The following is a 26,623-nucleotide window of genomic DNA, read 5'->3' as shown; positions in this document are numbered from 1 at the left end:
GGGCAGGACGAACCTATTCGAGAGTCGAAAGAAGCAAATCACGGGTCATGCCTCATTACGATGTCGTCATTCTCGGCGCGGGCCCCGGCGGGTACGTCGCAGCCGTCCGCAGCGCTCAGCTCGGCCTCTCGGTCGCCATCATCGAGGAGAAGTACTGGGGCGGTGTGTGCCTGAACGTCGGGTGCATCCCCTCGAAGGCGCTCCTGCGCAACGCCGACCTGGCCCACGTCTTCCACCACCAGGCCGAGCTGTTCGGCATCTCCGGTGACGTGACGTTCGACTTCGGCACCGCGTGGGACCGCAGCCGCACGGTGGCCGAGACGCATGTCAAGGGCATCCACTTCCTCATGAAGAAGAACAAGGTGACCGAGTACGAGGGTCGCGGTTCGTTCGTGGACGCGCACACGATCACCGTCGCGAAGGCCGACGGCTCCACCGAGCAGCTCACCTTCGACAACGCGATCATCTCGACCGGCTCCAAGGTGCGCCTGCTTCCCGGCGTCACGCTGAGCGACAACGTCGTGACGTACGAGGAGCAGATCCTCACGCGCGAGCTGCCGCGCTCGATCGTCATCGTCGGTGCCGGCGCGATCGGCATGGAGTTCGCCTTCGTCATGGTCAACTACGGCGTCAAGGTCACGATCATCGAGTTCCTCGACCGGGCGCTCCCGAACGAGGATGTCGACGTCTCCAAGGAGATCGCGCGCCAGTACAAGAAGTACGGCGTCGACATCCTCACCTCCACCAAGGTCGAGACCGTCGTGGACTCGGGCGACAAGGTCACCGTCACCTACACGCCCAAGGACGGCGCGCCCGCGTCGATCGAGGCCGACAAGGTGCTCATGTCGATCGGCTTCGCCGCGAACGTCGAGGGCTTCGGCCTGGAGAACACCGGCGTGAAGCTCACCGACCGCGGTGCGATCGACATCGACGACTACATGCGCACCAACGTCCCCGGCATCTACGCCATCGGCGACGTCACGGCCAAGCTGCAGCTCGCCCACGTGGCCGAGGCGCAGGGCGTCGTGGCCGCCGAGACCATCGGCAAGGCCGAGACCCAGACGCTGGGCGACTACCGGATGATGCCCCGCGCGACGTTCTGCTCGCCGCAGGTCGCCTCGTTCGGACTCACCGAGCAGCAGGCGCGCGACGCCGGCTACGACGTCAAGGTCGCGAAGTTCCCGTTCAGCGCGAACGGCAAGGCGAACGGCCTCGGCGAGCCCATCGGCTTCGTCAAGCTCATCGCCGACGGCGAGCACCTCGAGCTGCTCGGTGGCCACCTGATCGGCCCCGACGTCTCCGAGCTGCTCCCCGAGCTCACGCTCGCGCAGAAGTGGGACCTCACGGCCCTCGAAGCGGCCCGCAACGTGCACACGCACCCGACGCTGTCCGAAGCCGTGCAGGAAGCCTTCCACGGCCTCGCCGGCCACATGATCAACATGTGACCGAAGAGTGGCAGCCATCGCCAAAGCATGACATCCCTGAGCGCACGTTCTATGCGGGCGCGGGGGGTGGCGCGTGATGGACACTCCGATGCGCTTGCGGGAGTCAATCTGGTCCGCCGCTTGAGGCACGGCAACGGGCTGTGTGGGTGGCCCCCCAGGCAGCCGACTGCGTCGGGGAGGTCTTGTCTTTGACGTCTTCAAGACCGAGTCGGGGTGGCATCTACATCACGCGTACGGCTGGGAGCGTTGGATATGCAGCGGAGCGGGGCGAGAGTACAGTGACTCTCACCCCGCTCCTGTTGGTTCAGGTCAGCGGATCACTCCGGTGCCGGCGTACGAGGCCGGTACTGCTGTCGGGCCCGTAGCGTCTGCTGCGGGCCTTTCAGCTTTTGGGGTGCGGTCCACCTCGACGCTGGAGAACTTGAGGGACGCGCCGACGTTGTCCGCGACGATGTCGCGGGTTTCGCGGGTCTGCCCGGTTTCCTTGTCGGTGTAGGTCCCGAACCGCAGGTCCCCGGCGACGATCACGCTGTCGCCTTTGCGGAGCGAGTCGGCGATATGCCGGGACTGTTGGTTGAACGCGACGACCCGATGGAACACGGTGCCGGCGTCTTCCCACCGGTTCGTGGTCTCGTTGAGGCGCCGGTCGTTGACCGCGACGGTGAAGCGGGCATACTCGTTGCCTGATTCGCCGGTGCCGTGTTCGGGGTCGCCGGTGAGGTTCCCCTCGATGGTGACCGGGATCTTGGTGGTCATCTCTGCTTCCTTTCATTGGTGAGACGCCCGGGTGGGGTCTCAGTGGGCGTGGGCCTGGCAGGTCCACGCGTCCCATTCCTGCTCGTTCGTGTTCCAGGAGCGGGGTTTTGCGGGGTCGTGTCCGCGTGCGCATCCTCCGAAGTACGCGCGGGATAGTCGGGGGATGGCGAGGCTGAGGCGTTCGTGGAACCCGATCGGCCCGAACCCGGTATCGGACCGGTCGAACGCGGCCGTGTGCGCGGCCGTGTGCGCGGCGTGCAGGGCGGAGAGTTCCTCGACGAGATGCCCGTGCTGGTACCAGCACGGCGGAACCACGGACTCGGAGATCCGATACCGAACCGTGAACCATTCCACCCACGCCCGCAACGCCTGCCATTCAGTGCGGGCATCCCGATCGGTCAGGGTGCGCCAGTCCACGACGTGCCCGCCGATCGGGGCGGAGCCGGCGTAACGGATGTCGGGTTCGAGCTCGGATAGGTCCGCGGCGATCGCATCGTCCAGATCGATGGGGTCTTCGTAGTCATTCATGACGGGCTCCCGTCAGGGGATTGCAGAGCGGGGCGGAGGCGTTCCAGGGCGAGGCGGGTGGCGTCTCGGCGGGTGCGGTTGCGGGAGAGGACCACGTCGCGGTCGATGAGGCGGTGCAGCAGGTCATGGCAGTACGCGTGCAACGGGATGAGGTCCTCATGCGCCTCGAGCGCCTTGTACCGCCCCTGGATGATCGTCACCCCGGTGTAGTCAAGGTGGTGCAACTGCAGCTGCCTTTTCGACGCGGGACGACCGCAGGCCGCGCAGACCAGTGGCCACCCGAGCGCTGCCTGTTGGGTGAACCAGCGGTCCCGGCGGGCGAACCAGGCCGGGGAGCGGAGGAACCCGGACCGGTACAGGTTCATGATCGGGGGTTTGCGGTGGTTGCTCATTCGTCGATCACCGCCTCCGTTGCATCCGCCCGGGAGGGGGCGGACGGGCGTCGTGTCTCGAACACGTCGCGTTGCTCTTGCTCGGTCTGGTGTTTGCCGGTTTGGATGGTGGCGGCGTCGCGGCGTTCGTCCCACCCGGTGAGTTCCAGCAGCACGCTGCGCCGGTTGCGGTAGGCGAGCAGCCCGGTGCTGGGCGGGAGACGCCGGATCTCATCCACCGACATCAGGGGGCGGCGTTCGTGGTGCTCGTTGGTGGAATGCCCGGCATCCCGTGTCGTCCAGGACCGTAGCGTGCGCTGGGTGTCGCGGGTGCCGAGCAGGGATTCGATGTCGCGGAGGTGGTTCACGTGGCTGGCCCCGCCGAGGAGCACTTTCGCGGTCGCGGCGGCCCAGATCGTGTCGGCCTCCGCCCGGGACCAGGATGTCTCGGCTTGGGAGAGAGCCTGCAGGACGATGAAGGTGCAGATTCCGCGGCCGCCGCCGTCGGCCATGATGCGGGGCAGGTTCCCCCATCGGAACATGTTCGCGATCTCGTCGAGGATGAGTCCGAGCGGGTGGGTCAGGCGGGAGCCGGGGGAGGCGAGCGCCGTGGTGCGGGCGACTTCGACGATGTCATCCAGGAGAGCGCTGAGCCATCCGCCCATCGCCGATGCCCCCGACGAGGACCCGATCAAGTACAGGGTGTTCGCGGCGTTGAGGAATTCGCGCGGGTCGAACGTCGGGTCGCCGGGGTGTGGGAGCAGGGTGTCGCGGATCTGCGGGACGGCGAGCGGGGCGACGGCGCCGTGCACGCCGAACCAGATGGAGGAGACGAGTTTTTCGTCCCCGCTGATGGTGGCGTCGAGGCTGTCTCCCCACCCGGGTGTGCCGTCGGCTTTGAGGATGTCGACCGCGTCTCGCGTTTGGGCGGGGCTGGTGCCCCAGTCGTAGAGTTCCGCGATCGACTTCCCGCCGACGGCGGCGGCGTGCAGCAGCCGGCCTAGGACGACACCGGAGGCTTGGGCCCATTCCCCGTTTGTGGTCGAGGCGCCCAGGGCGGTGCCGGTGATGATCGCGGTCCCGCGTTGCATCGCTACCAGGGGGTTCTCGCAGCCGACGATCGGGGAGACCCGGAGCGGGTGACGGATGCCGGAGAGCCCTTGCGGGTCGAACACGTGCACGTTTCCGCGCGCCTGCCGCATCCGCATCGTCGCGGTGAGGTTGTCGTTTGTGGTCGATGTGGTGATCAGTGGTCCTGACCAGTCCACGATCGCCGAGATCAACACCCGATACCCCTTCCCGGACCGGGGCGGCCCCTCGAGGGCGACGGAGTCTTCGATGGAGACGTATACGTCTTGGCCGCGGGCGCGCCCGACCCGCCACCCGACGTCGGTGGGCGTGGGTCGGGCCAGGTCGGGGCGGAGTTGCTGGGCGCGGCGCAGGACGGCGCGGGCGGAGAGGTGGTCGCGGATTTCGGAGGTGCTGGCGAATCCGGGACGGGTGCGGAGGTCCGCGATGAATGCCCGGTCCGATTCCCGGTACCGGCGCACCGCCCTCACCAGCCACACGGCGAGCCCGGCGACCAGTAGGACCGCGGCCACGTCGGCGACGCGAATCCACCCCACCGGCATCGCGCACCCGGCCGGGATTGCGTACCCGGCCGGGTTGCCGGTGATCGCAAGCCCGAGGCCAGCGAACAGGCTGTCCGGTGTGGGGCGGGTGCCGCAGACAAGCCCGGTGATCGCCTCAGCGAGGAAGCCGAACGCGACCGCCAGGATGACCCCGCCGGCGATGGTGATCGCGACCGTCTTCCCCAGCACACCCTGCGACATGACCGACTCTCTTTCAGAGTGCCTCGGCTGCCGCCGCGGCGGCACCCAGCCAGGCGTCCCGGGTGCGCCGGTGTAGGGCGTCGAAGCGGAGCTGCCCGGCTTTGAGGGCGGGATCGAACGGGACGATCTGGACGGCGCGGACGTGCGGGGCGAACCCGTCCGCGATGCGACGGGCCACGGTCAGAGCAGGTTCGGATTGGGTGACGATGACGACGGCATTCGCGGCCAGTGCCGCGGAACGCTCGTCACGCCCATGGAGCGCGTCCAGGAGGAGGGCGGCGGATTCGGCGGACTCGGGGGTTGCGAGGGTGGGGATCACGAGTTGGTAGGAGGAGTCGATCATCCGCAGCCACCGTTCGGCGGATTCATCGTTGCCGGAGTCGAAGATCACGAGCCGGTAGTAGCGGGCGGCGACCTGCATCAGCAGGTCGAACTCGGCCGCTTGGATGCGTTGATCGGTGGCGAGGAGTTCGGGGTTGGAGCGGAGGACGTCGTACCGGTCGGTGGCCTGGTGGTGCACGAACCGGGTGATGTCGGACACTCCTGCGGACGGGCTGAGGAGGGTGGGGGCGGCGGGGAGTAGGTCGCGGAGGGTGGTGTCGTAGAGGCCTTGTTCGGTGCGCCAGCCGAGGGTGCCGCGGGTGTCGTTGTTGTCCCAGGCGAGGACCTGCCCGCTGCCTTCCCTTGCGTAGACGGCGGCGAGCATCGCGCACGTCATCGTCTTACCGACGCCGCCTTTGCCGTTCGCGACGGCGATCGTGCGGCATCCCGCCCACTGCCGCGATACGGTCGCCGTCCACGCGGCCCGCTCGCGCTGTGCCGCCGAGGGGCGCACGGTGATTCCGAGGCGGGCGAGCGCGCCCCGCCACCAGGCAGAAGCGGCGGGAGTGTCGATGGTGGAGGTGAGGAAGGTGGGGCGTGTGGGGGACTCCACAGCCGGCAGCGGTCCTGCGCGGAGGCCATCCGGCCGTGGAGTCTGTTCCCTCACCTCCTTTCCCTGCCCCCTGTTGTGGGCGTCGTCGGAACTGCTCGTGGAGTCGGATGCGGTGGTGACAGGGGTGACCGGGGTGAGGGCCCCATCGGTGCCGATGAGGAGGTGGTGGTCGCCGCGGTCGCCGGAGGTGACCAGTTCGACCGGGGTTCCGGTGCGGCGGGCCTCGTCGGTGGCGCGGCGCAGGATCGTGTGCCGGATGTCTTCGCCCCCGGTGGCGGTGATCGGTTCGGTGTGCCCGTCGAGCGTGACGAAGGTGGCGTGGGGGCCGGTCACGGTCGCGTAGGTGCGGGGGTGGGTGACGGTGCTCATGATCAGAGCTCCTCTGTGAGGTCGCGGGTATCGGGGAGGAGCCACCCGTCCAGGCTGGTCTCCGGGATGGGGTCGGGGTCGGGCCAGTAGGTGTCGAGGGTGGTGGGGTCGATGAGTCGGAGCTCGGCGTCGTCGTGGTCGGCGGGGGTGACGGCGTCGTCGGTGGCGAACAGGTCGTACTCCCACGGGGTGGAGGTGGCGAAGCAGTCCACCAGGTAGGAGTACTGGCCGACGTAGGCGAGGAACTCGCCTTTGCGCAGCAGCCGGGCCATCTCCACGTGCGGGGCGGGCAGGTTCAGGCGGGTGCGGAGCGCAGTTTGTTCTTGGTGGTTGACGCGGAAGATGAACTTGTTTTCGATGTCCCCGACGATCGAGTACGCGAGGGATCGTTGGAGTGAGTCGGCGTCGCCGACCGCGTCCAGGTCGCCCATCTTGTGCAGGATCACGATGTTGCTGATCCCGTAATGCCTGCTGAGTTTGAGCCACTGTTGGAACATCTGCAGGGATGCCAGCGAGGTCATGTCCCGCCATCCTTCTTCGCGGACCACGTATCGGGTGCGGTGGGCGGCTCGGTCGCTGATGACGGCTTGGATCCACGCGGTGGAGCACACCTGGGTCAGTTGCGCGGCCAGGTCGCCGCGGGCGAACAGTTCGCTGGTGTCGGTCACGACGATGGGGGCGTCCTGGTCGAATGTGACGGTGGAGGCGTCTTCGAACAGGCCGGACAGGTCGCCCTCGACGAACCGGCGCAGCACGAACCGGGGTTGGATGGCGCCGTCGGCGGCGTGGAAGGCGGCATCCGTGTCCGCGGCGAGATGCCCGAGTTGCTCGTAGACGCCGCGCAGCGTCGGCTGGTCGCCGGTGTGTTCGATGCACCGGTCGAGGGCGTCGAGGATCGCGGCATGCTCGACCGCGGTCAGTCGGCTCCCGAGGGTCATTTCGATGAGGGCGATCAGGGTGCCGATGCGGCGTTGCTTGACCATCTGCTCGTGCTGCTCATCGGTCGTGTCCGTGCGGCGGGGTCCGCGGTCGAGGGGGTTGAGGCGGGTGCCGGTGCCGCCGCCGAGGCGGATCACCCGTCCGCCGGGGATGGCTTCGGCCACGGCCACCCATTCGCCTTTGGGGTCGGAGGGGACGACGACCTGGTGCCCGAATGCGATGGAGCGGGTCGCGAGGGTTTTCACGGTGGCGGATTTCCCGCCCCGGTAGGCGCCGAGCACGAGGATGTTGGTGGAGAAGGTGCCGCGTTCGGTGGAGTCGACATACGCCTCCCATGGGGAGAAATGCCACAGCGCGTCCGCGTTCAAATCCACCCCCAGGATCGGGCCCCGGTGACCGAGGCCGGAGTCGGCTACGAACGGGTAGATCCCGGCGATGTGCTGCGAGGTGGCCTGATGGGCCGGGATGACCGCTTTCGCGAGATTCCAGTACCCGCCCTGCACCAGCCCCGGCCCGAACGGACCGGGCACCGCCGCCTCCGGGAGAGACCGGTCTTTCCTCGACGACCGTGCTGGCCTCTCGGGCGGTGCCCCTTGGGCGATCTGGCGGCGCAGTTCCTTCTTTTGCCGGCGGGTGAGGTCGGCGGGGGTGAAGGTGGCGGTGTGGCGGGTCATCACTTCATCCCCAACCCGATGGGCAGGGCGTTCACCATCAACGCTTCGGCCTGCTGGCAGTACAAGACCTGCGCCTCCATCCCGGCACGTGACAGCGCGTTGCGCATCCCGGCCAGGGCCTGGTCGAGGCGTTCCTCGTCGGGGGCGGTGATGGTGAGGTAGGCGCCGTAGTGGAACTCGCCGTGCCCGTTCGCGATCTCCTGCTCCTGCTGCTCCAAGGCGCGCCAGTCCGCGGCATCCGCGGCGGACCCTTCCGCGCCGCGTTTCGCGCGCAGCGACTCGTTGCCCCGCCATACCTTCTTCTCCTCCCGGATCCGCTTCAACGCCTTCGACACCGGCACCGGCGTCAGCACGATGGACAGGATGTGGGTGATCGCCTCCCCGGTGTTCGGGTGCCGGGCGAACACGATCGGGGCGAGGAACCCGACGGGCGAGTCCGAGCGCGGCCATTCGTGCACCCACAGGGTGGTGTGCACGCCCGAGTCGGTGACGACAATCCCGTTGCGGTGCGCGGGTTCGTCCAGATACATCGGCCCAATCGCCACCGGGTCCACCCCGGTCAGGGCATCGGGACGGTTCTGCACGACCGCCGCGAACTCCGGGTCGAACGCGAGCCGCCCCAGAGCGGCGACGTCGCGCGGGGTCAGCCAGCGGCGCACGGTGATCTTCGCCGCCGTCAGGGCGTCGGCGAGGTTGCCGGCTTCGATCTGCGCCAGGGCGAGAATCGCGTCCTGGCCACCGCCGAGCGCCTTCAGCTGTGAGCCGAGGACGACCAGGTCGAGGGTGAGGATCAGGTAGTTGCGGTGGGCGACCTCGAACCGTTCGGACCGGTCCATCACATCCTGATAGTTGTGCGCGACCGGGGAGTCCGGGTTGAGGTCTTGGACGCGGCGGACGGTGTCGTAGTGTTCCCGGGCGGCGCGGATCGTGGTCGGCAAGGTGCGTTCCTGCAACGTCACTCGCTTCACCCCCGGGCGTTGCGTGAACGGGCCCAGGACCCGGTCGAACTGCTCGGCCAGGTCGAACCGTTCCGGCAGGTCATGCATCAAAAACCCCTGCACCTCGAGCTCTGCGATCACGGACACGGACCGGTCGTGGGGGTTGTAGACGGCGCCGGCCTGGCCGGTGTCCCACAGCTGGATCGAGGCCCGCGTACCGGGAAGGTTCAGCGTCCCGGCCAGGCGTGGCCGTTCGGGGCGGAACGTGTGCGTGGTGGCGCCGCCGGCGTGCCGGACTTGCTTCATCAGCCACAGCCCGGCCATCCGCGGGGTAGAGACCCCGTGGATGCTGGTGAGCGCGGTCACGCCGAACCCGAGATACAGCGGCGCCCCATACAACAGCCCCAGCGGGCCGAACCTGTTCACGAACACCAGCAGGATCAGCGCCGCCGTGGCGAGGAAGGCGAGTTGCCAGGGGTCCATGCCCATCACGACGCCTTGCCGTGACCGGCGCGGCAACCGGACAGGGCGCGCGTACTCGGGTGTGGCGGTCATAACGATCTCCCATCCGTGGTCGGAGGTTGCGGCGACGTCGCCGGCGGACGTGACGGCGCGGGCTTCCCGGCACTACCGCTCGACCCAGGACCGCTCGACGGGGCGGTGCGGGTCTGGGCGGGAGAGAGCGCACCGCGCGGCGAATCCGCCGACGTCGAGCGTGTCGAGGCGGACCTCGGAGAGGGGCCGGTGGATGCGGACGAGCTGCCGGCCGGGCGCACACCGGAGGGTAGCCCGCCCAGGCGGGTGGGGATCTGTGCAGCGGAGCGGGCGGCGCCGGTGGCCATCCGCCCGCCGTGCGAGCCGAGACGGGACCCGACACCGTCGGCGGCGACCGCACCGGCGAAGCTGAACAGTCCGAAGATCGCGAACGGCGCGAACGCCACCAACACGAGCCCGACCAGCAGCGGCCAGGACTGCGGGTTCCAGATCGTCTTCACCCCGGCGAGGCCGTTGATGATGAGGGTCACGAACCCGATCGTGAGCGGCCCCGTCAGCAGCAGTACGATCACCGCGGATACATACCGGACCACCCATTGCGGTCCGATGCCGCGGACCGGGAACAGCATCCATGCAACCGGACCGACCATGATCAGCGCGGCCAGCACGATGTTGCGGAACGCGAACACCAGCATGAGCAGCAGCATCCCGAGCATAAGGAGGAAGTGGATGAGGAACGCGAAGAAGTAGTTCGCCTGTCCGCCCGCCCACATCACCGACTGCAACGTCGAGTACATGCTGGCGGGGCCCTCGCCGTTGAGGATGTACCAGGTCATCTCATCGACCGCGTTCAACAGATGTCCGGTCAGCCACAGCGTGATCGCGACTGCGGGGATCGCGATGAAGGACCGCACCAACGCTCCGACCAGTTCGGCCCGGTCGCCCGAGACGACCGCGGCGGCGATGGCCCACACCATCGCCCCGAACGTGATGATGAGGATCGCCCACTGCCAGAACGACCACTGATCGACCGCCGCCGTCCACAACAGGCTGCTGGTATCGAAGCGCATGTTCTCCGCGACGAGGAACATCATCCCGGTCGCCGCCAACGCCATCCCGCGACCGGCATTCTCGAACGTGACGCAGACGGCATCGCCAAGGCTGCACCCGTACTTCACAGTGAGCGCCTTGCCTCCGTCGGATTGGATCGCCCGCGCGTGCCCCTCGTAGGTCGTGCAGACCGTCGCCTTTTCGCCGCCCAGAGAGACGCCTATGAAGCACTGCTGAGGTGTGACGTTTCCTGGATCGGTCGGTGTGCAGGTGACTTGTCCGCTGGCGATCTGGCAGTCGACGGGATAGGCGGGAGCCGACCACGGTTCTCCGCCAACGACCTCCATCCGCACAGGGCTGGGGGCATGCGTCGTCATCGCTTGCGCGGCGGTGCCGGATCCCACGGTCAGCGCGATGCCCACGACGATGCCGAGACGGAGAACGCGCGACAGGTTCATCAGAAACCGAAGTCGAAGTTCACGAACCAGGCGAATAGACCGGATGCGGCGCCAAGCACGGCGGCGGCGATGAAGATCCAGAGGATGTTCTCGCCTGCCCAGGTGCGGACCCGGTCCGATGCCAACCCGCGGAATGCGAGGGCAGCGCCGGCGATGATCAACATGATCAGCACGACCAGCATCGCCCCGGCCAGGATGTAGGACGCGATGACTTGGAAGCCTTGGAAGAACGGGGCCGAGAAGTCGGGTTGGATGTCGGGGATGTCGACATTCCCGGGAGTGGTGCGCCTGGACATGATCGTGCTCCCTTGCTCGGTGGCCTACATCAGGGGGAGGCCGCGGGCGGCCATGAACGGCTCCGGGGCTACCGGAGTTCCGGAATCCCGGACTTCGAAATGCAGATGGCAGCCGAACGACTTCCCCGTGTTGCCTTCCGCGCCCAGCGGGGTACCGGCGGTGACCGCCTGCCCGACGGTGACGCGCAGCGAGTCCCACTGCATGTGGCCGTAGAGGGTGACGATCTCGCCGCCGTGGTCGATGCGGACCGCGTTGCCGTAGCCCTGATAGGAGCCGGCAGTGATCACTTCGCCGGGCCCGGCGGCGTAGACGGTGGCTCCACAGCCTTGGGCCATGTCGTAGCCCTGATGATCCGTGGAGCAGTAGCTGCATCCCTGCACCGGGTTGTACCCGAACCCGCGACCTTTGGAGTAGTCCCCGGCGAGCGGAAATCCCCACTCGCCGCTGACCGCTGGAGCGGCACCGGACCCAGCCGAGGTGGTGCTGACGATGCTGCCCGCGACGGCGAACGGGACGGCGATCAGCGGCGTCAGCAGGAACGCGACCGCTAGGAGGGCAGCGAGGCTCGCCCCGATCAGGATCTTCCGGCCAGTCCTCGTGTTGAGGGCTGCGGCGGCGATCATCGGGGCTCCCATGTCAGGGCTCCAACGGCTCCGTGAAGTAGCGGACCACCTTGCAATCCCCAGCCTGTTGCGCCGACTCGAGTGTCGGCACCGATGCCGGCCCGCAGAGCACCTGGACGCTCACCCGCACCGGTTCCTCGTACGCCGTCTCCCCTCCGTCGCCATCTGACCGGGTGAACGTCAACGTCACGTCCGAAGTGCCGATCGACATGTCACCGGATGCGTCATCGCTGACGGCAACGTAGATGACGTCCCCACTCGTCTTCGCTACGACGCGGCCATCCTCGCGGGCGAGCGAGTCCCACTCCTCCTGAGGAAGGACAACACCCGTCCGCAACTCGACCTGCGCGTCGTCTACCGATGACTGTTGGTCGGCTTCCGACGTGTAGCGGGTGTCTGGCGTGAACCAGCTGTCGAGGTAGTCCAACCATTCTTCGCGGGTGCTCAATGTGGTGTCGAACGTGGAAGCCGCTTCGAGCGCGGCCCGGATATAGGTCTCGGGGTCAGTTGTGATCGGCTCCGGTACCCATCCACGCTCAGAGACCGCAGGATCCACGAACTCACCGCCCGCTGATTCCGTTCCACCCGGGCTCGGAGTATTCGAGTTTCCGCCGGGGCTACCGGTAGGGGATGGGGAGGAGAGGGTGGAGCTGACGATGATCGCGACAATTCCGGCGATCAGGACGAGGCCGCCGATGATCGCCCACGCGAGTCCGCGCCGCCCTGAAGCCTGATTTGTCGTCATTGGTCAGCCCTCCTGATCTTGCAGGATGGCCACCGTGCACGGGGAGAACGGCTCGCGCGACGGTCGCCGTGGCGGCATCTTACGCATCCGGGGGCAGCACGGAAAAGGAACCGACCCAAGGTTGTGGACAACTCGGCACAAATGCGTGCGTGTGGACACCTCGCGACAGAGCCGAGTTGGGTGAGCGAATTTTAGGCCGTGAATGAGCGAGTCGTCTGTAGGAAGTTTGGGGGACAAGGCTGCGAGCGCCGCGTTCGACCGCGGTGCCTGTGGCTTGCTCAACCCGACCATGACCACACGGTATAGCAGTGTTGTCTTCGAGTAAACCCCTAAGTCGTATTGTTTGCTGGACGTGTGCACGGTCGGTGCAGCAGAATGGACCTCATGCCTCGTATCGCTCAGCCAGCGGGTTCCGAGGGTTCCGAGGAGCCGATCGCGCTTCTCGGGAGCCTCGTCAAAGCAGCGGTCCTGCGATACCTGCGATCGAACCCGGACGTCACCGCCGGCCCCATCTGCGACGCACTTGAACTTGGTGCGTCGACGATCAAGCCGATCCTCGACGAGCTCGCAGCGGCCGGCCTCGTCATCGCCGACCCACCCCCGGTAGAGGGGCAGTCCCGGAGAGGGATCTGGATCAAGTACCGCGTGAACGACGAGGCCGTCACCGACCTCTACCTCCGGTTGGGAATGGCGATCGGCGAGTTCTGAGCGGCCGCTCGCCGGTTCGCACCTTCCGGAGATCTGGGCGCTCTTGGGGATCGCGACGAGATAGCGTGCCAGGACTGAGTATTCGGAGGCTTGAGCACCGGCATTATTGCGATTGAGCACCGGCGAATAGCGTTCGGCGAGCACCACCGGGCAGCGCGGGTGAGCACCGCTGGATCACGACACCCACCCGCGCCGGGCGCTACCTTCGGGCGGAGTGCTCGCGCATGTTCGCATCCCCGGTCTCTACCCAGATCGTGCGATGCACGATTCGGTCCATGATCGCGTCAGCATGAACATCACCACCGAGCCGCTGATGCCAGTCCTTCTTCGCATACTGCGTACAGAACACGGTCGAGACCGCGTCGTAGCGTCGTTCGAGGAGCTCGAGCAGCATCCCGCGGAGCGCTTCGCCGGGCTCGTCCAGAAGCCACTCATCGAGAACAAGCAAATGGTACGCGGTGTACTTGCGGAGGAATTTCTCCTTCCCGCCGGGCTTGTCATATGCCGCAAGCCAGGCCTCTTCGAGTTCAGGCATCCGAATGTAGAGCGCCCGGAAACGATGCTGGCAGGCGGCCTTCGCGAGTGCTGACCCCAGGTACGTTTTCCCTGACCCAGTGAACCCTTGGAACACGACGTTCTCGCACCTCGGGATGAACGTGCAGGTTGCGAGGTTCGCGATCACACCCCGATCGATGCCGCGCTCCTCGATAAGATCGAGTCGGCGGAGCTCCGCATCAGGGTAACGCAGGGCAGCACGTCGGATCAGGCCGGTGATCTTCTGCCCCGTGAACGAGGCATGCGCATCATCAACAGCGAGCTTCAGACGTTCCGCGAACGGCATCCCGACGGTGATGACGTCGTCTTGCATCTCGAACGAGTCGGCCAACGCCCCGACCCCCATCTCGCGGAGTTTGTGCTTGGTGTCGGTATCGATCAACGTCACTTGTTCTCACCCCCGTAGTAGGCCGCGCCTCGCACATATCCGGCAGGAGTCGGCGTATCGGTCACGCTTGTAAACCTTGGAGAACGTCGGCCTCGCTCGTCTTGTTTTGACTCGAGAATTGGCCGCAAGTGCGCATACCTGGGCGAACGCACCCGACTGGCAAGGGCAAGCTGGCAGGCGTTCTCAACGCGCGCGTGTGAGTATCGACGAGTGAGGCGGAGCACCGCCAACGCAGGGTTCAACGCTTGCTCGGCGACGGGCACGGACGTAAAGATTCGGTCGATCACTTGCACGGTGTGCTCGCCGATCCTTGCCGCCCAAGCGCGCACGCGCGCCTCGTCCCATTCCTGGTACCTCGGTCCGTCAGGCAGGTCGCTGTCACGGGTGCGATACTCACCTGTGACACCTTCCGGGGCGAGCGGGTGCGAGGCCAGCCGGTCACCGCCCAGGTAGATCTCGACCGTCCTGGACGTGACGCGCAGATCAACGAGCTCGCCCACATGCATGTAGGGGGCGGAGTAGTGGTTCTTCTCCCACACGATGTGCCCATCGCGGCCGACTCTGCGCTGATAGATCCATTGGCTGATCTCGTACGGCACCTGAGGGAGCGGCCGCAACAGCGGTCGTTCTTCTGTGTCGAACACGCTCCGTCTGGAGCCTTGCCGTTTCTGGAACGGCGCGCTGTTGAGCTGGGTGACTTGCTCGTAAATTGCAGCTCGAAGCTCCGGGAGCGTTGCGAACTTCTGGTGTCGGAGCGCTGCGATCACCCACGTCGCGATCGACCACACCGTGTTCTCCACGCTCGGTTTGTCCTTCGGTTTCCGGGGTCTGCCAGGGAGTACCGCTGCGGAGTAATGCGCGGCGAGTTCCCGATAGGCGTCGTTCAGCACGATCTCGCCCTCGCGAGGGTGCTTGATCACTCCGGTCTTGAGATTGTCCGGCACGATCCTGGGGGCCGAACCGCCCCACCATTCGAACATCGCCACATGGCATTCAAGCCAGGTGTCCTGGCGCATATCGAGTGCGGGTTCGACGAACGCGTATCTCGAGAATGGGAAACACGCGACGAAGAGGTAGACCTTGCGGGTGTCACCGGTAACCGGGTCGGTGAGTTGCATCGTGGGCCCTGACCAATCGACCTCGATCGTCTGCCCAGCCTTGTGACCGACCCGGGAAGTCACGCCGAGGGTCCGCACGTGCTGGGCGTAGTTCTTACAGAACCGGTCATACCCCATGCCCGCAGCACCAGCGGCAGCGCAGGTATCGAGATACTCGGCATGGAGGAGTTTGAGGGTGACCCCAACCTTGCCGAGTTCGCCATGCACTTCGTCCCAGTCGGGCTGCAAATATCCGCTTTCTCGGACGCCGACGCCGGGGAAGAGTTGTTCGTATACCTCCCGGTCGGTCATGCCTGCAGCTGTCGCCCATTCCAGGCCCTCACGAGCGGCTGCGCGTTCAACCTTGATCACGCTATGACGAGAAACGCCTTGCGCTTCGATCTGCGCGAACGAGAGGCCCTGGGATCGGAGTCTGAGCACCAGTCTCGCGTTGATCTTTCGTACCATCAGAAATGCTCCTTCTGCCGCGCGGATAGGACACGCGGCAGAAGGAGCCTGCCAGGCCGGTGCTGAAACAAAATACTGCTATCACGGCGCGCCGGTGCTCACCCGCGATAACGCTGGTGCTCAGAAGACCAAATACTCAAGAAGCAGTTCAGTCACTACCCGCAGTTCTACAGTCGTGTCGGCTTCGCCCACCAATACCGACCCCTGGGCACGGACGAGCTGCTGTTCGTCCTCCAGCGTCACTGGCGCTCCCTGGGCAAGACCCTCGACCCCGAAGACTTCACCGACGCTCAGGCCATCGCAGCCATCACCCGCATTACCCGCGGGAACTTCCGACTGCTGGAGAGGCTCTTCCCGCAAATCGAGCGCGTCATGAAGATCAACGAGCTCGACACCATCACCAACGATGTCATCGAAGCAGCCGCCAGCACCCTCGTTATCGGTACCACTTGAGGCCGCTACGAACCATCAACAGAACCCCGCCATTTACCGGCAAGAGTCACACAGGAAATGAAGCGTGCAATTCTGGGACTCGACTCCGCACTGCTTGTCTCAGTAAGTCATCTCGCCACGAAATGTCTTGCTCGACCGGGATAGGGGAGTTGATGAGGTACTTGACTGAATGAGGATGCTGCTCGGGTATGCACGAGTCAGCACGGGCCGTCGAGGTTGCGCAGCTGCAGCTGGAGTCATTGCTGTCGCCAGCGCGCTACCGTGGGATGCTTTTTCCGATGTGACCTCGGGCCGTAGGGCCGCGGTTGAGTGGCCGTTGCTGAAGAAGCGTCTCGATTGGGCCCGTGCCGGAGGGCGTTTTTGCGGTGTGTAGAAGTGGCCAGCAAAACGCTCACGAATTCGGTGGGTGCATCCGGCGGGGCTCATTTGTCCGGGCACTATCCATCCTTGATGAGGCGCTGGGTATGCCTCTGAAAGGGACTTGGGATTGTTGGCGGCAGGTTGTTTCTTCTGATGGATCTAAACGGCAGCTTCCGAGTCGGCAACGAGAGGGCGCCGGGGTGTGGTCGAGTGTGAAACGCTATTCACCGTTCGAATTCGTGGACTTGCCCTTATCGAGGATGCCGGAAGGGGGTCGGCTGACGCGGCCGGCAGCATACTTTCGTCGGTTCGCCCAGCTCAGGTCTCGGACAGCGTCCCAGACGGGCGGAATTCAGATGGCATCGACGATTTCTTCGACAATCCATTCCGACCACTCAAGCAAATCGGCGGCTGAAGTCGAATGGAGAGTACGTGGTTCCACTGAGCAGGTGTATCCGGCGTTGGGGGGCAAGGATGCACGCAGTTTCCTGGCAAGGCGTTCTGTCGCGGCCTTGATGGTTTGTTCATCGAAGGCTCCGGCCTTGTTATCCCAAAGTCCGGCCACCCTGGCTGACGCCTCGCTGATCATGGGAACGTAGACAACGCGTTTGTCGTTGCCTCCTAGGTACCAGCCCCTGGCAGCACCCACTAGGCGAACTTCGGGTTCGTTCGTGTTTCCGGCAGCAAAGCTCTTGGCGAGTTTTCGTATGAGAGTTGCCGCCTTCGGCAGTACTTCCTTTTCCAGCTTGTCGGGATGAGGGACCCTGGCGTACCGCGAGCCTATGCAGCGCCCGAAGGAAGCCCTCTGAGGAGCTGAAAGAGGATGGAGAATTTTGACGCTGGGGTGGAGTAGAGCCGTCTTGTCGACACTGGTAAGGAAGCGAAGGTCTGCCACGGGCAGTTTGCCGTCAATGCCGGGGAATTTTCCATCCGGCAAGGGGAAGTAGCGCGGTGAACGGGGGCCGGAGGCTAGTGCCTGCCATTCACCCGCTGAGACATATTTGACGGGACAGACTACCAAACACGGTTCAACATGTGGCGCGCGGACAATATCGCAATCTTGCGTAATTACGGCGTACCACCCGACATCGCTTTCGATGCTTAAGGACCAAACTTCCTCGCCGGGTTCGCGATCGGTAAGTCCCTCGTGTTCCGCTGTGGAAGACCAAGCAGCGCTGGGTCCTACACCTACGATATTCACAGCCCCCAACGAGATGACGTCACCCTGGGATATTGTGCCTAGAAGGGTCAAAACCCTTTCCAAGTCGATGGACGTCTGCTGAGGGGCTGTCTCGTTCACTGTCTTCACTTTCAGTTGGGACGGCCTGAGGTCAGCCCGCCATATTTATTTACCTGCCGCAACCAGCACCCGGCGGGCGTGGCCTAATACTTCGTCAAACGCTGAGTCGCTGCTGCGATCTTCATCTTGTTCATTTGGACTGTCAGATAACTCGACCGTCCGGGTGGCCCTAAGATTCTCTCGAAGTCGTGACTGTGGACTTACGTTGACCTCCGGGCCGGCGACCAATCCTCTGCCTTGAAGTGCAGGAGAAGCGACGAGCTGCAGAGGAGCTGGGGTCAAGGTTTGGGCCAGTACCTCGCGAACTTCATCGAGGTCGTAGCGTCGGTGGCCTTTGGGCGTTAAATCAAATGGAATGATCCCTTCTCGGGCATAGCGGGCAACCGTATCAACGGAGACGCCCAGGGCGGTTGCTACTTCCTTCGGGTAGTGGGAACGTGAAACTGAAGCACTCATGTGAGTCCTCTTTGGTGTGGTGGGTCGCTTTTTGTGAGTAGTCGAGGTGTGTAGTTGAAATATCTATGTATTTTGATTTCGCGGTAACGCGCTTAGTACGATCCGGGCCGTTACAGGGCGTGCGGCTTTTGCAGGTTTCGCGGGTTTTGCACGTTTTGCATGGTTCCAGCATGGTGGAGTGTTCCGCCGCTGTCAATACGCCTAGTCGTGGCGCCTCGCGAGGCAGGCTCAAGTCGTGCGGCAATCGCCATCGAAGGCCGTGCCTCACGGTCCTGACGGCAACTCGGCTAGGCGTCTGTAGGTTACTTGAGCTGCATGCGCTCCGCGGCCGTCTCAAGAAACAAAATCTTGAGACGATACAGGGATCGGAACTCGTCTCAACCCGGCGTTGCGTGTTTCTGAGTCTCTTGTTAAGTCGGCTCGCCGTGTAGTGTCTCAAGGTCCGCGATCGCGGGGTTTCAGGGCAGACTGGCGGGCTGGGCGACGGCGGAAAGCCAACGAAGGGGCCGTCAATCAGCTTTCTGTTGACGGTCGATCATCCAAGGACGATGACGCTCGCCTGACGCGAATCCTAAATCGGACCGCCGAAACCGCCTAAGGGGGACCCGCTGAAGGCGCCCACCGATTGATCGCGCAAAACTCGCATTCAACCTTCGCGCGGCGCCGTTGTCGTCGAGAGTGGCCATTGCGATGTTGCGCTCCGGCTGCCACTCGGCGGCTGCATTAAGGAGCGCAAGACCTATCCCTCGTTTCTGGGCTAAGGGAACAACTGTAACCTGCTGAATGAACAGCGGGTCCGAGCTGGTTCGACCCGCAAGTACACAACAAAATCCGACAGGGTAGTCGGCAATCTCGGCAAGCAAAACGAGCTGCTGCCCAATTTTCGCGATGTTGGACTCAACAGAGTGAATGTTCGTTGACTCGCAGTCCGCTTGGACCCATCGCATATTGCGACCGTCATCCTCTGTCTGTTCCGCCTCACGGATCAAGAAGTCTGCGGTATGCGACGCCTCTAACCTTTGTTTCCATGCAACGAAGCCTGGTTCGAGGTAGGGGGAGTCTGGAATGAACATACGCGAACATTATCAACGACGATTGCTGCTCTGGGAACGGTCTGATCGGGTGGCGGTGTGATCACCTATTAACTGCGCCGTAAGGAGGCGGCCAGAACGGGCTCTCCTTGGTTCGATAGGAGTCGCCAGAGTGCCAGGTGAAACCTTCTTCCAGGGTTCATACTGCTGGAGGGACAGGAGTTGTTTGTAAGAACTGCACGGCGGGTGACGGATTGGTGCAACTCGTGGTGACTTCTGACCATCTCATGAATGGATCCTTTGATAAGAAACGCAGGCTGGGTCTAGTTGAGGATTCGGGCTCGCGGATTTCCGGTACGTCGCTTGTCCCAACAATGTGTCTCACTAGGGTTGTGAACCGCAGCGCTATTTGGCTTGGAATTTGTCGAACTTAGTGACCGATCAGGAGTGTTTCTCTGGCTGCGTCGACGACCTCGGGTGTTAGCGCGTCGACGTGGTTGAGTGTTTGGATGCGGTGTACTTGGGTTAGAAGCCGGTCGACGAGTCGGAAGTTGCCGCCCGTTATTCTGGCGATTGTCGCGACTGCTGTCGTGTATCCGAGGTTTTCTTCCGGGTTTTGGGGGCCTGAAGGGATCCGTTGCGAGAGCACTGCCGTGAGCTCGTCGGTGGTTAGGGGCCGGAATTCGTGGGCGAACCCGATTCGGCTGTAGAGCTGGGGGTAACGGGCAAGCCGTTTTTCGATCCCGGGCATGCCGATGAGGATTACTCCCATGGTGTGGCGGTCGTAGTAGTCCCGTACTTGTTCCAGGCCTGTGGCTTTGAGACGGTCGGCTTCGTCGATGATTAGGAGTTGGGTGTGTGCGCTGGATCGGGATTCGGTGTGAAGGAAGGGGTCTATGACTCCGTGTTCGGCGTAGTCCACTGCGTAGGAGATCTGCTGGCAGGCAGTGGGTAGTCCCTGGTCGATCTGCCGCACGGTCGCTGCGACTGTGGGTGTGTAGAAGGCAGTCCGCGCGTCAAGGATTCTTTGCGGGACGGGTTGGGCCTCCTCCGTGAGCGTGGCTTGCCAAGCATCCCATTCATCCACTGCTGCGTAGTGACGTGCCGAGAGTGTCTTGCCGACGCCGGCCGGTCCCCAGCAGAGACCGATGTAGCGGTGGCGACGAACCGTGTTGGCGAATTCGGTGAAGCGTCGGTGTTCTCTGGTGGCCAGGAAGGCAGGTTTATCTGCTGGCGGCGGTGGGGCTGCGCTGTTGATTTCACCGAACCTGTCGGTGAGGAACCTTCTGCCGTCGTCTTTTCCATCCAGCAGTGTCATCTTGATGGGTCTAATCGGTTTCATACACACGCAGCTTGTGTTGTGGGGTGGGTTCGGTGGCGGGTGCCGGGACTTCGGCGGGTGGAATGACCGCGTTGGTTGAAGGGGTGTAGCGGGCGTCGGTTGGGAGGGCATCGGCCAAGCTTCGTCGTTCTCGTAGCTGCTGTTTGAGCTCGCGTCGTCTTTTCGTTCTGGCGTTTTGTAGCTGCTCGAGTGTTATCGACTCGCTCGCCAGTTCGGGGGCTATGGCGCGGCAAAGAAATTCGTCGTTGAAGTAGACACGGATTTCACCTGCGTCGCGCGGGTCGTATCGGACAGTGACGTTTTCGCCGACGTAGGCGGCCAGTACTGGTGAAACGTAGCGGGTGGACGCGAACCGGATCCCATCGCGTTGCACCTTTCTGGCTGCGGCCACGGTCAACAGCAGCAGGTCGAGGTCTTCCGGGTGTGCCGGTGTTCTCGGGATGAAGCCTGATGCAGACCATCTTTCGGCCGGGGCCTGGTTCGTGGATGAGTGAGGACGATGGTTGTATTCCGTGACGATGAACTTCTCAAGGATCTGATCAAGCTGCTCCAGCGTCAGTTCAGCCGGCCTGCTTGGTCGGCCACGTGTTCCGTGCGGGATGTAACCAGGAAGGTGCGGCAGCAGTTCGGTGGTGATGGTGAGATAGAACCGTTCTATCTTCCCGCGGCCTTGGGGTACCCCGGGTTTGGAATGGATCAGCTGGATGTGGGTATCGAGGCAGACGCGTTCCAAACGGGCAGAGGTGAAGTCGCTGCCGTGGTCGCTGTAAAGCATGTCCGGAAGTCCCATCACTGGCCATGAGGGGTTTGTCTTTCCACGGATGGCTTGGTGTAATGCCAAGGCTGTTCGCTCCGCACTGGGTGCGCCGACGAAGATTGAGTAGCCGGCGGCGGCCCGGGAGTAGTCATCAAGGATGATGGTCAGCCACGGCCGACTGGCATGGCCTTTTGGGTCGATGATTTCGAGATCGAGGAGTGTATGGTCGGCCTGCCATTGCTCGTTGGGCCGGGTCGCGGTGCGGCGGTAGACCAGCTCAAAGGTGTCCCGGTAGGCAGTTTCTCCTTGATGTGCGAGCATCTTCAATCCTGGATCGATGCCCGCAATCACAGCCCGGACGGTGGAGTATCCAGGGACGGGGTGGCCACGGGCTGAGGCTATGTCGGCGATCCGGCGATGGATGAACGCAGCTGTCGGAGCGGGTCGCCGGAGCGCCAGTCCTTCGATTGCTTCAATGAGGTCTTGCGGAATGGCACGTTTGCCCCGATCCGACCTGGGCTGGCGTTCCAGGCTTTCGACCGTGCCGTTCGCGCGGTATTGGGACATCCAGCGGCTGAGCGTGCGGACGGGAATGCCGGAATCGGTGGACAGCCGGGTGAGCGGGATCCCCTCATCCAAATGTCGGCGCAGCAGGATCGCGCGGTCTTCGGCTGTGAACGCTCCCCGTGACACCGCGCATGCCCCTTGCTTACCGAACCGCTCCCGGCGCGCCCGCCGAGGACTGCAGATGCCGGTAGATCGTTGGCCGGGAGACGCCGAACGTGTCAGCAATTTCCTGCACAGTGTGTTCCTTTGAGTCATACATGGCCCGGGCCTGGGAAATCTTGGTTGCCGTCATCTTGAACTTACGCCCACCCTTGCGACCGCGGGCCCGGGCAGCGGCAAGACCATCATGGGTTCGTTCGACGATCAGATCATGCTCGAACTCTGCGATCGCTGCGAGCATATGGAAGAAGAGCCGACCACCAGGCGTCGTCGTATCGATTCCTTGAGACAGAGCGCGCAGACCAATGCCGCGCTCTTGCATGTCCTCCGCGATCTGTTTCAGATTCCTGACCGAGCGACCCAGCCGATCCAGCTTCGTCACAACCAAGGTGTCGCCCGCACGGACATACTCAAGCATCTGGTCAAGAGCCGGACGCCGCGCAAGTGTGCCGGAGGCGTGGTCAACAAAGACCTTCTCGCAGCCGGCAGCCTCCAGGACGTCCGTTTGTGCTTCCGTGTGTTGATCCCGTGTGGACACCCGGGCGTAACCGATCAATGCCATGCTCAAATGTAACGTAAACGCAGCTCCTGATACATAGATTGCGGACACGGCTTGCGAGACGTGAAACGGCGCTTCTGACGGAGTGTGCTCGATCCGTCTCATATACGGTCGTTTGTAATGCCCAATTACTAAGCCCGGAAATCTGCCATGGATCTCGCCTGAGTACTCCGGAGAGTACTCCGATGAGGCATGCGGGCGGATCCTCTGACTACGGCTGCGGTCATACCTGGCAGGTCGGGGTTCAGCCAGTCATTGAACATGTCTTTGGGGATGACGACCGGGGACCGGTCATGGACGTGACCCAGCGCGTCTTGTGTGGTGGTGGTCAGGACCATGCAGGTAGCAGCCACCGGGTCCGGCCAGAACGCATATGGTCCGGCGAAACCCAGCAAAGACTCCTCTCGGAGAAGTGGAATTCGGGATCTTCTTCCCGCCCTCAGTTTTCTGCCACTCGTAATATCCTTCGGCGGGTTATCCGGTAGTCAGGAGAGACCGGGTTGAGTTCCCGCAGGTCGAACGTCTGCACGAAGGCCTCGTGGTTTGCGTCAGGAAGATCTAGTTGGCTGGCCCAGGGGCAGTCAATGGTTCCCGCTGCCCCACGAACGTACTTTCTTCGCAAACGGTCATGGTTTTCGTCCTGGCCGGGGGGAGGGTGCGGAGGCAGCGGCTATTCAGGTGTTGTTTGCCTCTCGTTATTGGGAGTCGAGGTGGGTTGGCGGGGCACAGCAGAGCGGGGATACGGCCTGACTTTCAGGAACAAGATCAGGCCGATAAGGAACATGAGTCCGCTGGCCCAGGTATTCACGCGCAACCCGAGGATGGTGTTGGCGTAGTCGGAGCGCATGAGTTCGAACACGAACCGTCCGGCGGTGTAAAGGGAGATGTAGAGGGCGAAGACGGCTCCGGCGCCGAGTTTGTAGCGGCGGTCAAGGAAGATCAGCAGTCCTGCCGCGGCAAGGCACCATAACGATTCGTAGAGGAATGTTGGGTGGAAGTAGCCAAGTACTACCGGTGTGCCGTCTGCGTTGAGCTGCGCCTGCCCGGTGGCGGGGTCCATGGCGTGGATCTGGAGCTTCCATGGCAGGTCCGTGGGTTCGCCGTAGAGTTCGTTGTTAAACCAGTTTCCCCAGCGTCCCAGCGCCTGGGCCAGAAGTAGCCCCGGGGCAGCTGCATCAATGAATGCCGCGAAAGGAACCCCGGCCCGCCGTGCTCCAACCCCTGCTCCGACCAGGCCCAAAGCAACGGCTCCCCAGATACCGAGGCCGCCTTCCCAGATGCGCAGCGCGCCCCAGGGGTCTTTGCCGGGGCCGAAGTACAGCTGGTTGTCCGTGATGACGTGGTAGAGCCGACCACCAACGATGCCGAACGGCACCGCCCACATGATGATGTCCAAGGTCTGGCCTTCAGCGCCGCCGCGGGCGCGTAGCCTGCGTGCGGTCAGCCATGTCCCGAGAATGATGCCGGCCAGGATCGCGAGAGCGTAGAAGTGGATCGTCAGAGGACCAAGTTCAAAGGCGTTGCCCGTCGGTGACGGCAGGAAGAAATCGGTGGTAGTCATAAGCAACACACTGTAGCGCCAGTACCTGCAAAAGAGTCGGTTTATGCCACGAAGCTGGATGGAGACATCCAATGCGTCGGTAATGGACACGGGTGGCAGCCACAGGATGCCGGGCACGGCTCTAGAGTGTGCCCCGATCAGGGCGCTCTGTCGGTTCCAGCTTCGATGTTGGCGTGCTGAGCCGGGTGATCTCCGGGTCTGGGCAGATATTCTGCACGATGGCTCTTAGCTGGACCGGGTGGAAAGGTTTGATCAAGTAGGCGCTGGCCCCGGATGCGATGCCGTTCAGTTCATCCTCAGCTTGGGCGTAGGCGGTGATCATCAGTATAGGAACGGCCGTAACGTGCCGTAGTCGGCGCGCGACGTCCCGGCCGTCCATGTCCGGCAAACCAAGATCGAGAGTGATCAATGACAGGGCCGACCCGGAAGCAATCAAGAGCGCCTCGGCCCCTGTTTCTGCGAAGTGAACGTCGAAGCCCTGGCCTGTCAGGATCACTCCGATGAGGCCGCTGGTATCCTCATCGTCTTCAATTACCAGGCACTTGCCGCGTGACGCCATAGCCTGCCTCTCTTTCCCGACATTCTACGACTGTCACTCTACGACTGTTTGCGGGGAGCCGGGGGCATCGCATCAGGCCGATCAGGCAAGCGAAAGGAAGAGCTTTTCCAGCTCTTTCTTGTCCATCGTTGCGTCTTTCTGGACGATGCACTGCTCAAGGCCCGTGGCGATGATGGCGAATCCGGCGCGGTCCAGCGCCTTCGATACGGCTGCGAGCTGGGTGACGACGTCCTTGCAGTCCCGGCCTTCTTCAAGCATGCGGGTGACAGCGGACAGCTGGCCCTGGGCGCGCTTGAGGCGGTTGATGACAGGGGTCAGTTCTGAGGGATTGAGTTCCAAGAGTTTCTCCAAAGATCGATGGCCTCTCTCCATCTTATACCCCCTAGGGTGTTTTGACTACCCCCGGGGGTATCTGGAATACTCGGTGGGGTATCCACCCGCCCCCTTCCGAGAGGCCACTCATGACTTCCACTTCCACGGCGCCGGCCGTTACCGCACTCGCCCCTGAAACCCTTCAAGCCTGGTTCACCGAGCACCGGGATCTTGTGGTGATCGATGTGCGTTCCGCCGCGGAGTTCGAGTCCATGCATATCCGCGGTTCTTACAACGTGCCGCTGCCGCTTTTGTCCGAGCACACTGACGAGCTCGCCTCCCGGCTGGGTTCCCGCGTGGTCTTGGTATGCCAGTCCGGTGTGCGCGCCGAGCAGGCCCGTCAGCGCCTTGCCAAGGCCGGGATCGACACCGCCTACGTCCTGACGGGCGGGGTGCCTGGTTTCGCCGCTGCCGGCGGGGACGTCGTTAAGGGTAAGGACCGCTGGGACCTTGAGCGGCAGGTCCGCCTTGTGGCCGGCTCCCTCGTGGTCCTGGGCCTGGCTGGGGGCAGGTTCGTCTCTCCGAAGATCCGGACCCTTGCCGGGGTCATCGGCACCGGCTTGACGTTCTCGGCCGCGACCAACACTTGCGCCATGGGCAAGGCCATCTCGGCCATGCCGTGGAACAAGGCCGCCAAGGAGCCCACCCGTGAGAGCGCCATCCTGCAGCTTCCCCTGCAGTCGGTTGAGGGCGCAGCGGCATGATCCCAGCCCTGGCTTTGGGGCTCGTCGTCGGTATTGTCTTGGGGGTGGTGGGCGGCGGCGGGTCCATTATCGCCGTTCCGGCCCTGGTGTACGGGGTGGGTATGAGCCCTGCGCAGGCGATCCCCACCTCGCTGCTGGTAGTGGGCGTATCCTCGCTTGCCGCGCTGCTGCCCAGGGTCCGGGAGGGCCTGAACTGGCCCGTCATCGCCCTGGCCGGGGCTGCCGGCATCCCGGCAGCCTGGGCAGGCGCGGCCGTGGGCAAACTGCTGGACCCGAACATCCTGATGCTCGCCTTCGCCGTCATCATGGTGGCGGCCGGCATAAGGATGCTCATGAAGCCCCGCGAAACTGAGGGCTCCTGCAGTGCTGGGCCGAACAGGGCCTTCAGGACCTGCGCCCCCAAGGCTGTCGGCGTGGGCCTGCTCGTCGGGTTCCTCACAGGACTGCTCGGCGTCGGCGGCGGCTTCCTCATCACCCCCGCGCTGACCATCTTCTTGGGCCTGCGCATGAAACAGGCTGTAGGAACCTCGCTGGCCATTATCGTCATCAACTCAGCCGCAGGCTTCAGCGCCCACGCTGCCGGCTACACCATCAACTGGGCCACCACCCTGGCCTTTGCCATCCCGGCCGTCTCGGGATCACTGGTTGCCGCACGGCTTGCCCGCCACCTGCAAGATACGCACATCCGCATCTCGTTCGCGGTACTCATCTTTGCCGTCGCGGCGTGGGTCACCACCGGCACGGTCACCGCCTGACCCATCCATAGAGGAGAG

Annotated in this window: 27 protein-coding genes and 1 pseudogene; 5 read left to right on the top strand and 23 right to left on the bottom strand. The window is 63.9% G+C overall.

Features of this window, described 5'->3' with window-relative positions; all coding sequences use genetic code 11:
• The first annotated feature begins 47 nt into the window (after nt 1-47).
• A complete protein-coding gene (gene lpdA, locus QN084_RS23200) occupies nt 48-1,445 on the top strand; it encodes a dihydrolipoyl dehydrogenase (RefSeq protein WP_056216905.1) in 1,398 nt (465 codons plus the stop codon).
• A gap of 309 nt (nt 1,446-1,754) precedes the next feature.
• Here lpdA and QN084_RS23195 read toward each other — a convergent pair whose 3' ends face one another.
• From QN084_RS23195 to QN084_RS23145, 11 genes are read right to left on the bottom strand one after another with little or no spacing between them, the layout of a single operon-like run.
• Nucleotides 1,755-2,201 (bottom strand): single-stranded DNA-binding protein, encoded by a 447-nt coding sequence (locus QN084_RS23195; protein WP_069696852.1) that lies wholly within the window; start codon nt 2,199-2,201, stop codon nt 1,755-1,757.
• Between the two features lie 39 nt (nt 2,202-2,240).
• The gene (locus QN084_RS23190) at nt 2,241-2,729 is read right to left on the bottom strand and encodes a hypothetical protein (protein ID WP_285751922.1); all 489 of its coding nucleotides are present in this window, start codon (nt 2,727-2,729) and stop codon (nt 2,241-2,243) included.
• Nucleotides 2,726-3,121, bottom strand: coding sequence for an HNH endonuclease signature motif containing protein (locus QN084_RS23185; protein ID WP_036300578.1), 396 nt, complete (start codon nt 3,119-3,121; stop codon nt 2,726-2,728). Before QN084_RS23185 ends, QN084_RS23190 begins: the two co-directional genes overlap by 4 nt.
• Nucleotides 3,118-4,932, bottom strand: coding sequence for a type IV secretory system conjugative DNA transfer family protein (locus QN084_RS23180; protein ID WP_069696854.1), 1,815 nt, complete (start codon nt 4,930-4,932; stop codon nt 3,118-3,120). The genes QN084_RS23185 and QN084_RS23180 overlap by 4 nt, the downstream gene beginning before the upstream one ends.
• Before the next feature lie 13 nt (nt 4,933-4,945).
• Nucleotides 4,946-6,235 carry a ParA family protein gene (locus QN084_RS23175; RefSeq protein WP_036300576.1) on the bottom strand — a complete coding sequence of 430 codons (1,290 nt, stop codon included), beginning with the start codon at nt 6,233-6,235 and terminating at the stop codon, nt 4,946-4,948.
• A 2-nt stretch (nt 6,236-6,237) separates the two neighbouring features.
• The gene (locus QN084_RS23170; RefSeq protein ID WP_069696855.1) at nt 6,238-7,848 is read right to left on the bottom strand and encodes a putative type IV secretion/conjugal transfer ATPase; all 1,611 of its coding nucleotides are present in this window, start codon (nt 7,846-7,848) and stop codon (nt 6,238-6,240) included.
• Complete coding sequence (locus QN084_RS23165; RefSeq protein ID WP_139128016.1) at nt 7,848-9,341, bottom strand: SCO6880 family protein; 1,494 nt, start codon at nt 9,339-9,341, stop codon at nt 7,848-7,850. The genes QN084_RS23170 and QN084_RS23165 overlap by 1 nt, the downstream gene beginning before the upstream one ends.
• Nucleotides 9,338-10,789, bottom strand: coding sequence for a hypothetical protein (locus tag QN084_RS23160; RefSeq protein WP_036300537.1), 1,452 nt, complete (start codon nt 10,787-10,789; stop codon nt 9,338-9,340). Before QN084_RS23160 ends, QN084_RS23165 begins: the two co-directional genes overlap by 4 nt.
• Nucleotides 10,789-11,085 (bottom strand): hypothetical protein, encoded by a 297-nt coding sequence (locus tag QN084_RS23155; protein ID WP_036300536.1) that lies wholly within the window; start codon nt 11,083-11,085, stop codon nt 10,789-10,791. Before QN084_RS23155 ends, QN084_RS23160 begins: the two co-directional genes overlap by 1 nt.
• 24 nt (nt 11,086-11,109) lie before the next feature.
• Complete coding sequence (locus QN084_RS23150; RefSeq protein WP_069696857.1) at nt 11,110-11,721, bottom strand: M23 family metallopeptidase; 612 nt, start codon at nt 11,719-11,721, stop codon at nt 11,110-11,112.
• A 1-nt stretch (nt 11,722) separates the two neighbouring features.
• Nucleotides 11,723-12,454: a hypothetical protein gene (locus QN084_RS23145; protein WP_069696858.1), complete on the bottom strand. Its 732-nt coding sequence runs from the start codon at nt 12,452-12,454 to the stop codon at nt 11,723-11,725.
• A 384-nt stretch (nt 12,455-12,838) separates the two neighbouring features.
• Here QN084_RS23145 and QN084_RS23140 point away from each other — a divergent pair, with 384 nt between their 5' ends.
• On the top strand, nt 12,839-13,162 hold the full coding sequence (locus QN084_RS23140; protein ID WP_100813230.1) for an ArsR/SmtB family transcription factor: 324 nt from the start codon (nt 12,839-12,841) through the stop codon (nt 13,160-13,162).
• Between the two features lie 199 nt (nt 13,163-13,361).
• Here QN084_RS23140 and QN084_RS23135 read toward each other — a convergent pair whose 3' ends face one another.
• Together QN084_RS23135 and istA are read right to left on the bottom strand one after the other, a co-directional pair.
• On the bottom strand, nt 13,362-14,105 hold the full coding sequence (locus QN084_RS23135) for an ATP-binding protein (protein ID WP_069696859.1): 744 nt from the start codon (nt 14,103-14,105) through the stop codon (nt 13,362-13,364).
• The gene (istA, locus tag QN084_RS23130; protein WP_069696860.1) at nt 14,102-15,670 is read right to left on the bottom strand and encodes an IS21 family transposase; all 1,569 of its coding nucleotides are present in this window, start codon (nt 15,668-15,670) and stop codon (nt 14,102-14,104) included. The genes QN084_RS23135 and istA overlap by 4 nt, the downstream gene beginning before the upstream one ends.
• Before the next feature lie 135 nt (nt 15,671-15,805).
• On the opposite strand from istA, the pseudogene QN084_RS23125 reads away from it, so the two are divergent.
• Nucleotides 15,806-16,123, top strand: a pseudogene (locus QN084_RS23125) (TniB family NTP-binding protein); the annotation flags it as partial.
• Between the two features lie 712 nt (nt 16,124-16,835).
• Here QN084_RS23125 and QN084_RS23120 read toward each other — a convergent pair.
• The 10 genes from QN084_RS23120 to QN084_RS23080 form a co-directional block, all read right to left on the bottom strand.
• The gene (locus tag QN084_RS23120; protein ID WP_139128017.1) at nt 16,836-17,783 is read right to left on the bottom strand and encodes a hypothetical protein; all 948 of its coding nucleotides are present in this window, start codon (nt 17,781-17,783) and stop codon (nt 16,836-16,838) included.
• Nucleotides 17,784-17,828: 45 nt separating this feature from the next.
• Nucleotides 17,829-18,239 carry a helix-turn-helix domain-containing protein gene (locus QN084_RS23115; protein WP_083261921.1) on the bottom strand — a complete coding sequence of 137 codons (411 nt, stop codon included), beginning with the start codon at nt 18,237-18,239 and terminating at the stop codon, nt 17,829-17,831.
• A 509-nt stretch (nt 18,240-18,748) separates the two neighbouring features.
• A complete protein-coding gene (locus tag QN084_RS24135) occupies nt 18,749-19,186 on the bottom strand; it encodes a GNAT family N-acetyltransferase (protein WP_352231385.1) in 438 nt (145 codons plus the stop codon).
• A 514-nt stretch (nt 19,187-19,700) separates the two neighbouring features.
• Nucleotides 19,701-20,588 (bottom strand): AAA family ATPase, encoded by an 888-nt coding sequence (locus QN084_RS23110; protein WP_264398802.1) that lies wholly within the window; start codon nt 20,586-20,588, stop codon nt 19,701-19,703.
• 10 nt (nt 20,589-20,598) lie between these two features.
• Nucleotides 20,599-22,062 carry a TnsB C-terminal domain-containing protein gene (locus QN084_RS23105; protein WP_139126891.1) on the bottom strand — a complete coding sequence of 488 codons (1,464 nt, stop codon included), beginning with the start codon at nt 22,060-22,062 and terminating at the stop codon, nt 20,599-20,601.
• A gap of 16 nt (nt 22,063-22,078) precedes the next feature.
• A complete protein-coding gene (locus tag QN084_RS23100; protein ID WP_069696357.1) occupies nt 22,079-22,657 on the bottom strand; it encodes a recombinase family protein in 579 nt (192 codons plus the stop codon).
• Nucleotides 22,658-22,785: 128 nt separating this feature from the next.
• On the bottom strand, nt 22,786-23,007 hold the full coding sequence (locus QN084_RS23095; RefSeq protein WP_259362790.1) for an SOS response-associated peptidase family protein: 222 nt from the start codon (nt 23,005-23,007) through the stop codon (nt 22,786-22,788).
• Nucleotides 23,008-23,324: 317 nt separating this feature from the next.
• Entirely contained in the window at nt 23,325-24,215 is an 891-nt protein-coding gene (gene lgt, locus QN084_RS23090; protein WP_069696356.1) for a prolipoprotein diacylglyceryl transferase, read from the bottom strand.
• A gap of 121 nt (nt 24,216-24,336) precedes the next feature.
• A complete protein-coding gene (locus QN084_RS23085; RefSeq protein WP_083261924.1) occupies nt 24,337-24,774 on the bottom strand; it encodes a response regulator transcription factor in 438 nt (145 codons plus the stop codon).
• Between the two features lie 81 nt (nt 24,775-24,855).
• The gene (locus tag QN084_RS23080; RefSeq protein WP_050686490.1) at nt 24,856-25,113 is read right to left on the bottom strand and encodes a metal-sensitive transcriptional regulator; all 258 of its coding nucleotides are present in this window, start codon (nt 25,111-25,113) and stop codon (nt 24,856-24,858) included.
• A gap of 122 nt (nt 25,114-25,235) precedes the next feature.
• Here QN084_RS23080 and QN084_RS23075 point away from each other — a divergent pair, with 122 nt between their 5' ends.
• Both QN084_RS23075 and QN084_RS23070 read left to right on the top strand, forming a co-directional pair.
• Nucleotides 25,236-25,850, top strand: a complete 615-nt coding sequence (locus QN084_RS23075) for a rhodanese-like domain-containing protein (RefSeq protein WP_069696355.1) — start codon at nt 25,236-25,238, stop codon at nt 25,848-25,850.
• Entirely contained in the window at nt 25,847-26,605 is a 759-nt protein-coding gene (locus tag QN084_RS23070) for a sulfite exporter TauE/SafE family protein (protein ID WP_069696354.1), read from the top strand. The genes QN084_RS23075 and QN084_RS23070 overlap by 4 nt, the downstream gene beginning before the upstream one ends.
• Nucleotides 26,606-26,623 lie beyond the last annotated feature (18 nt).

It is taken from the genome of Paenarthrobacter sp. R1, assembly GCF_030264015.1.
GTDB classification, from domain to species: Bacteria; Actinomycetota; Actinomycetes; order Actinomycetales; family Micrococcaceae; genus Arthrobacter; species Arthrobacter ureafaciens.
The sequence above is the reverse complement of the archived record's forward strand: the minus strand, read 5'-3'. Positions and strand labels throughout refer to the sequence as shown.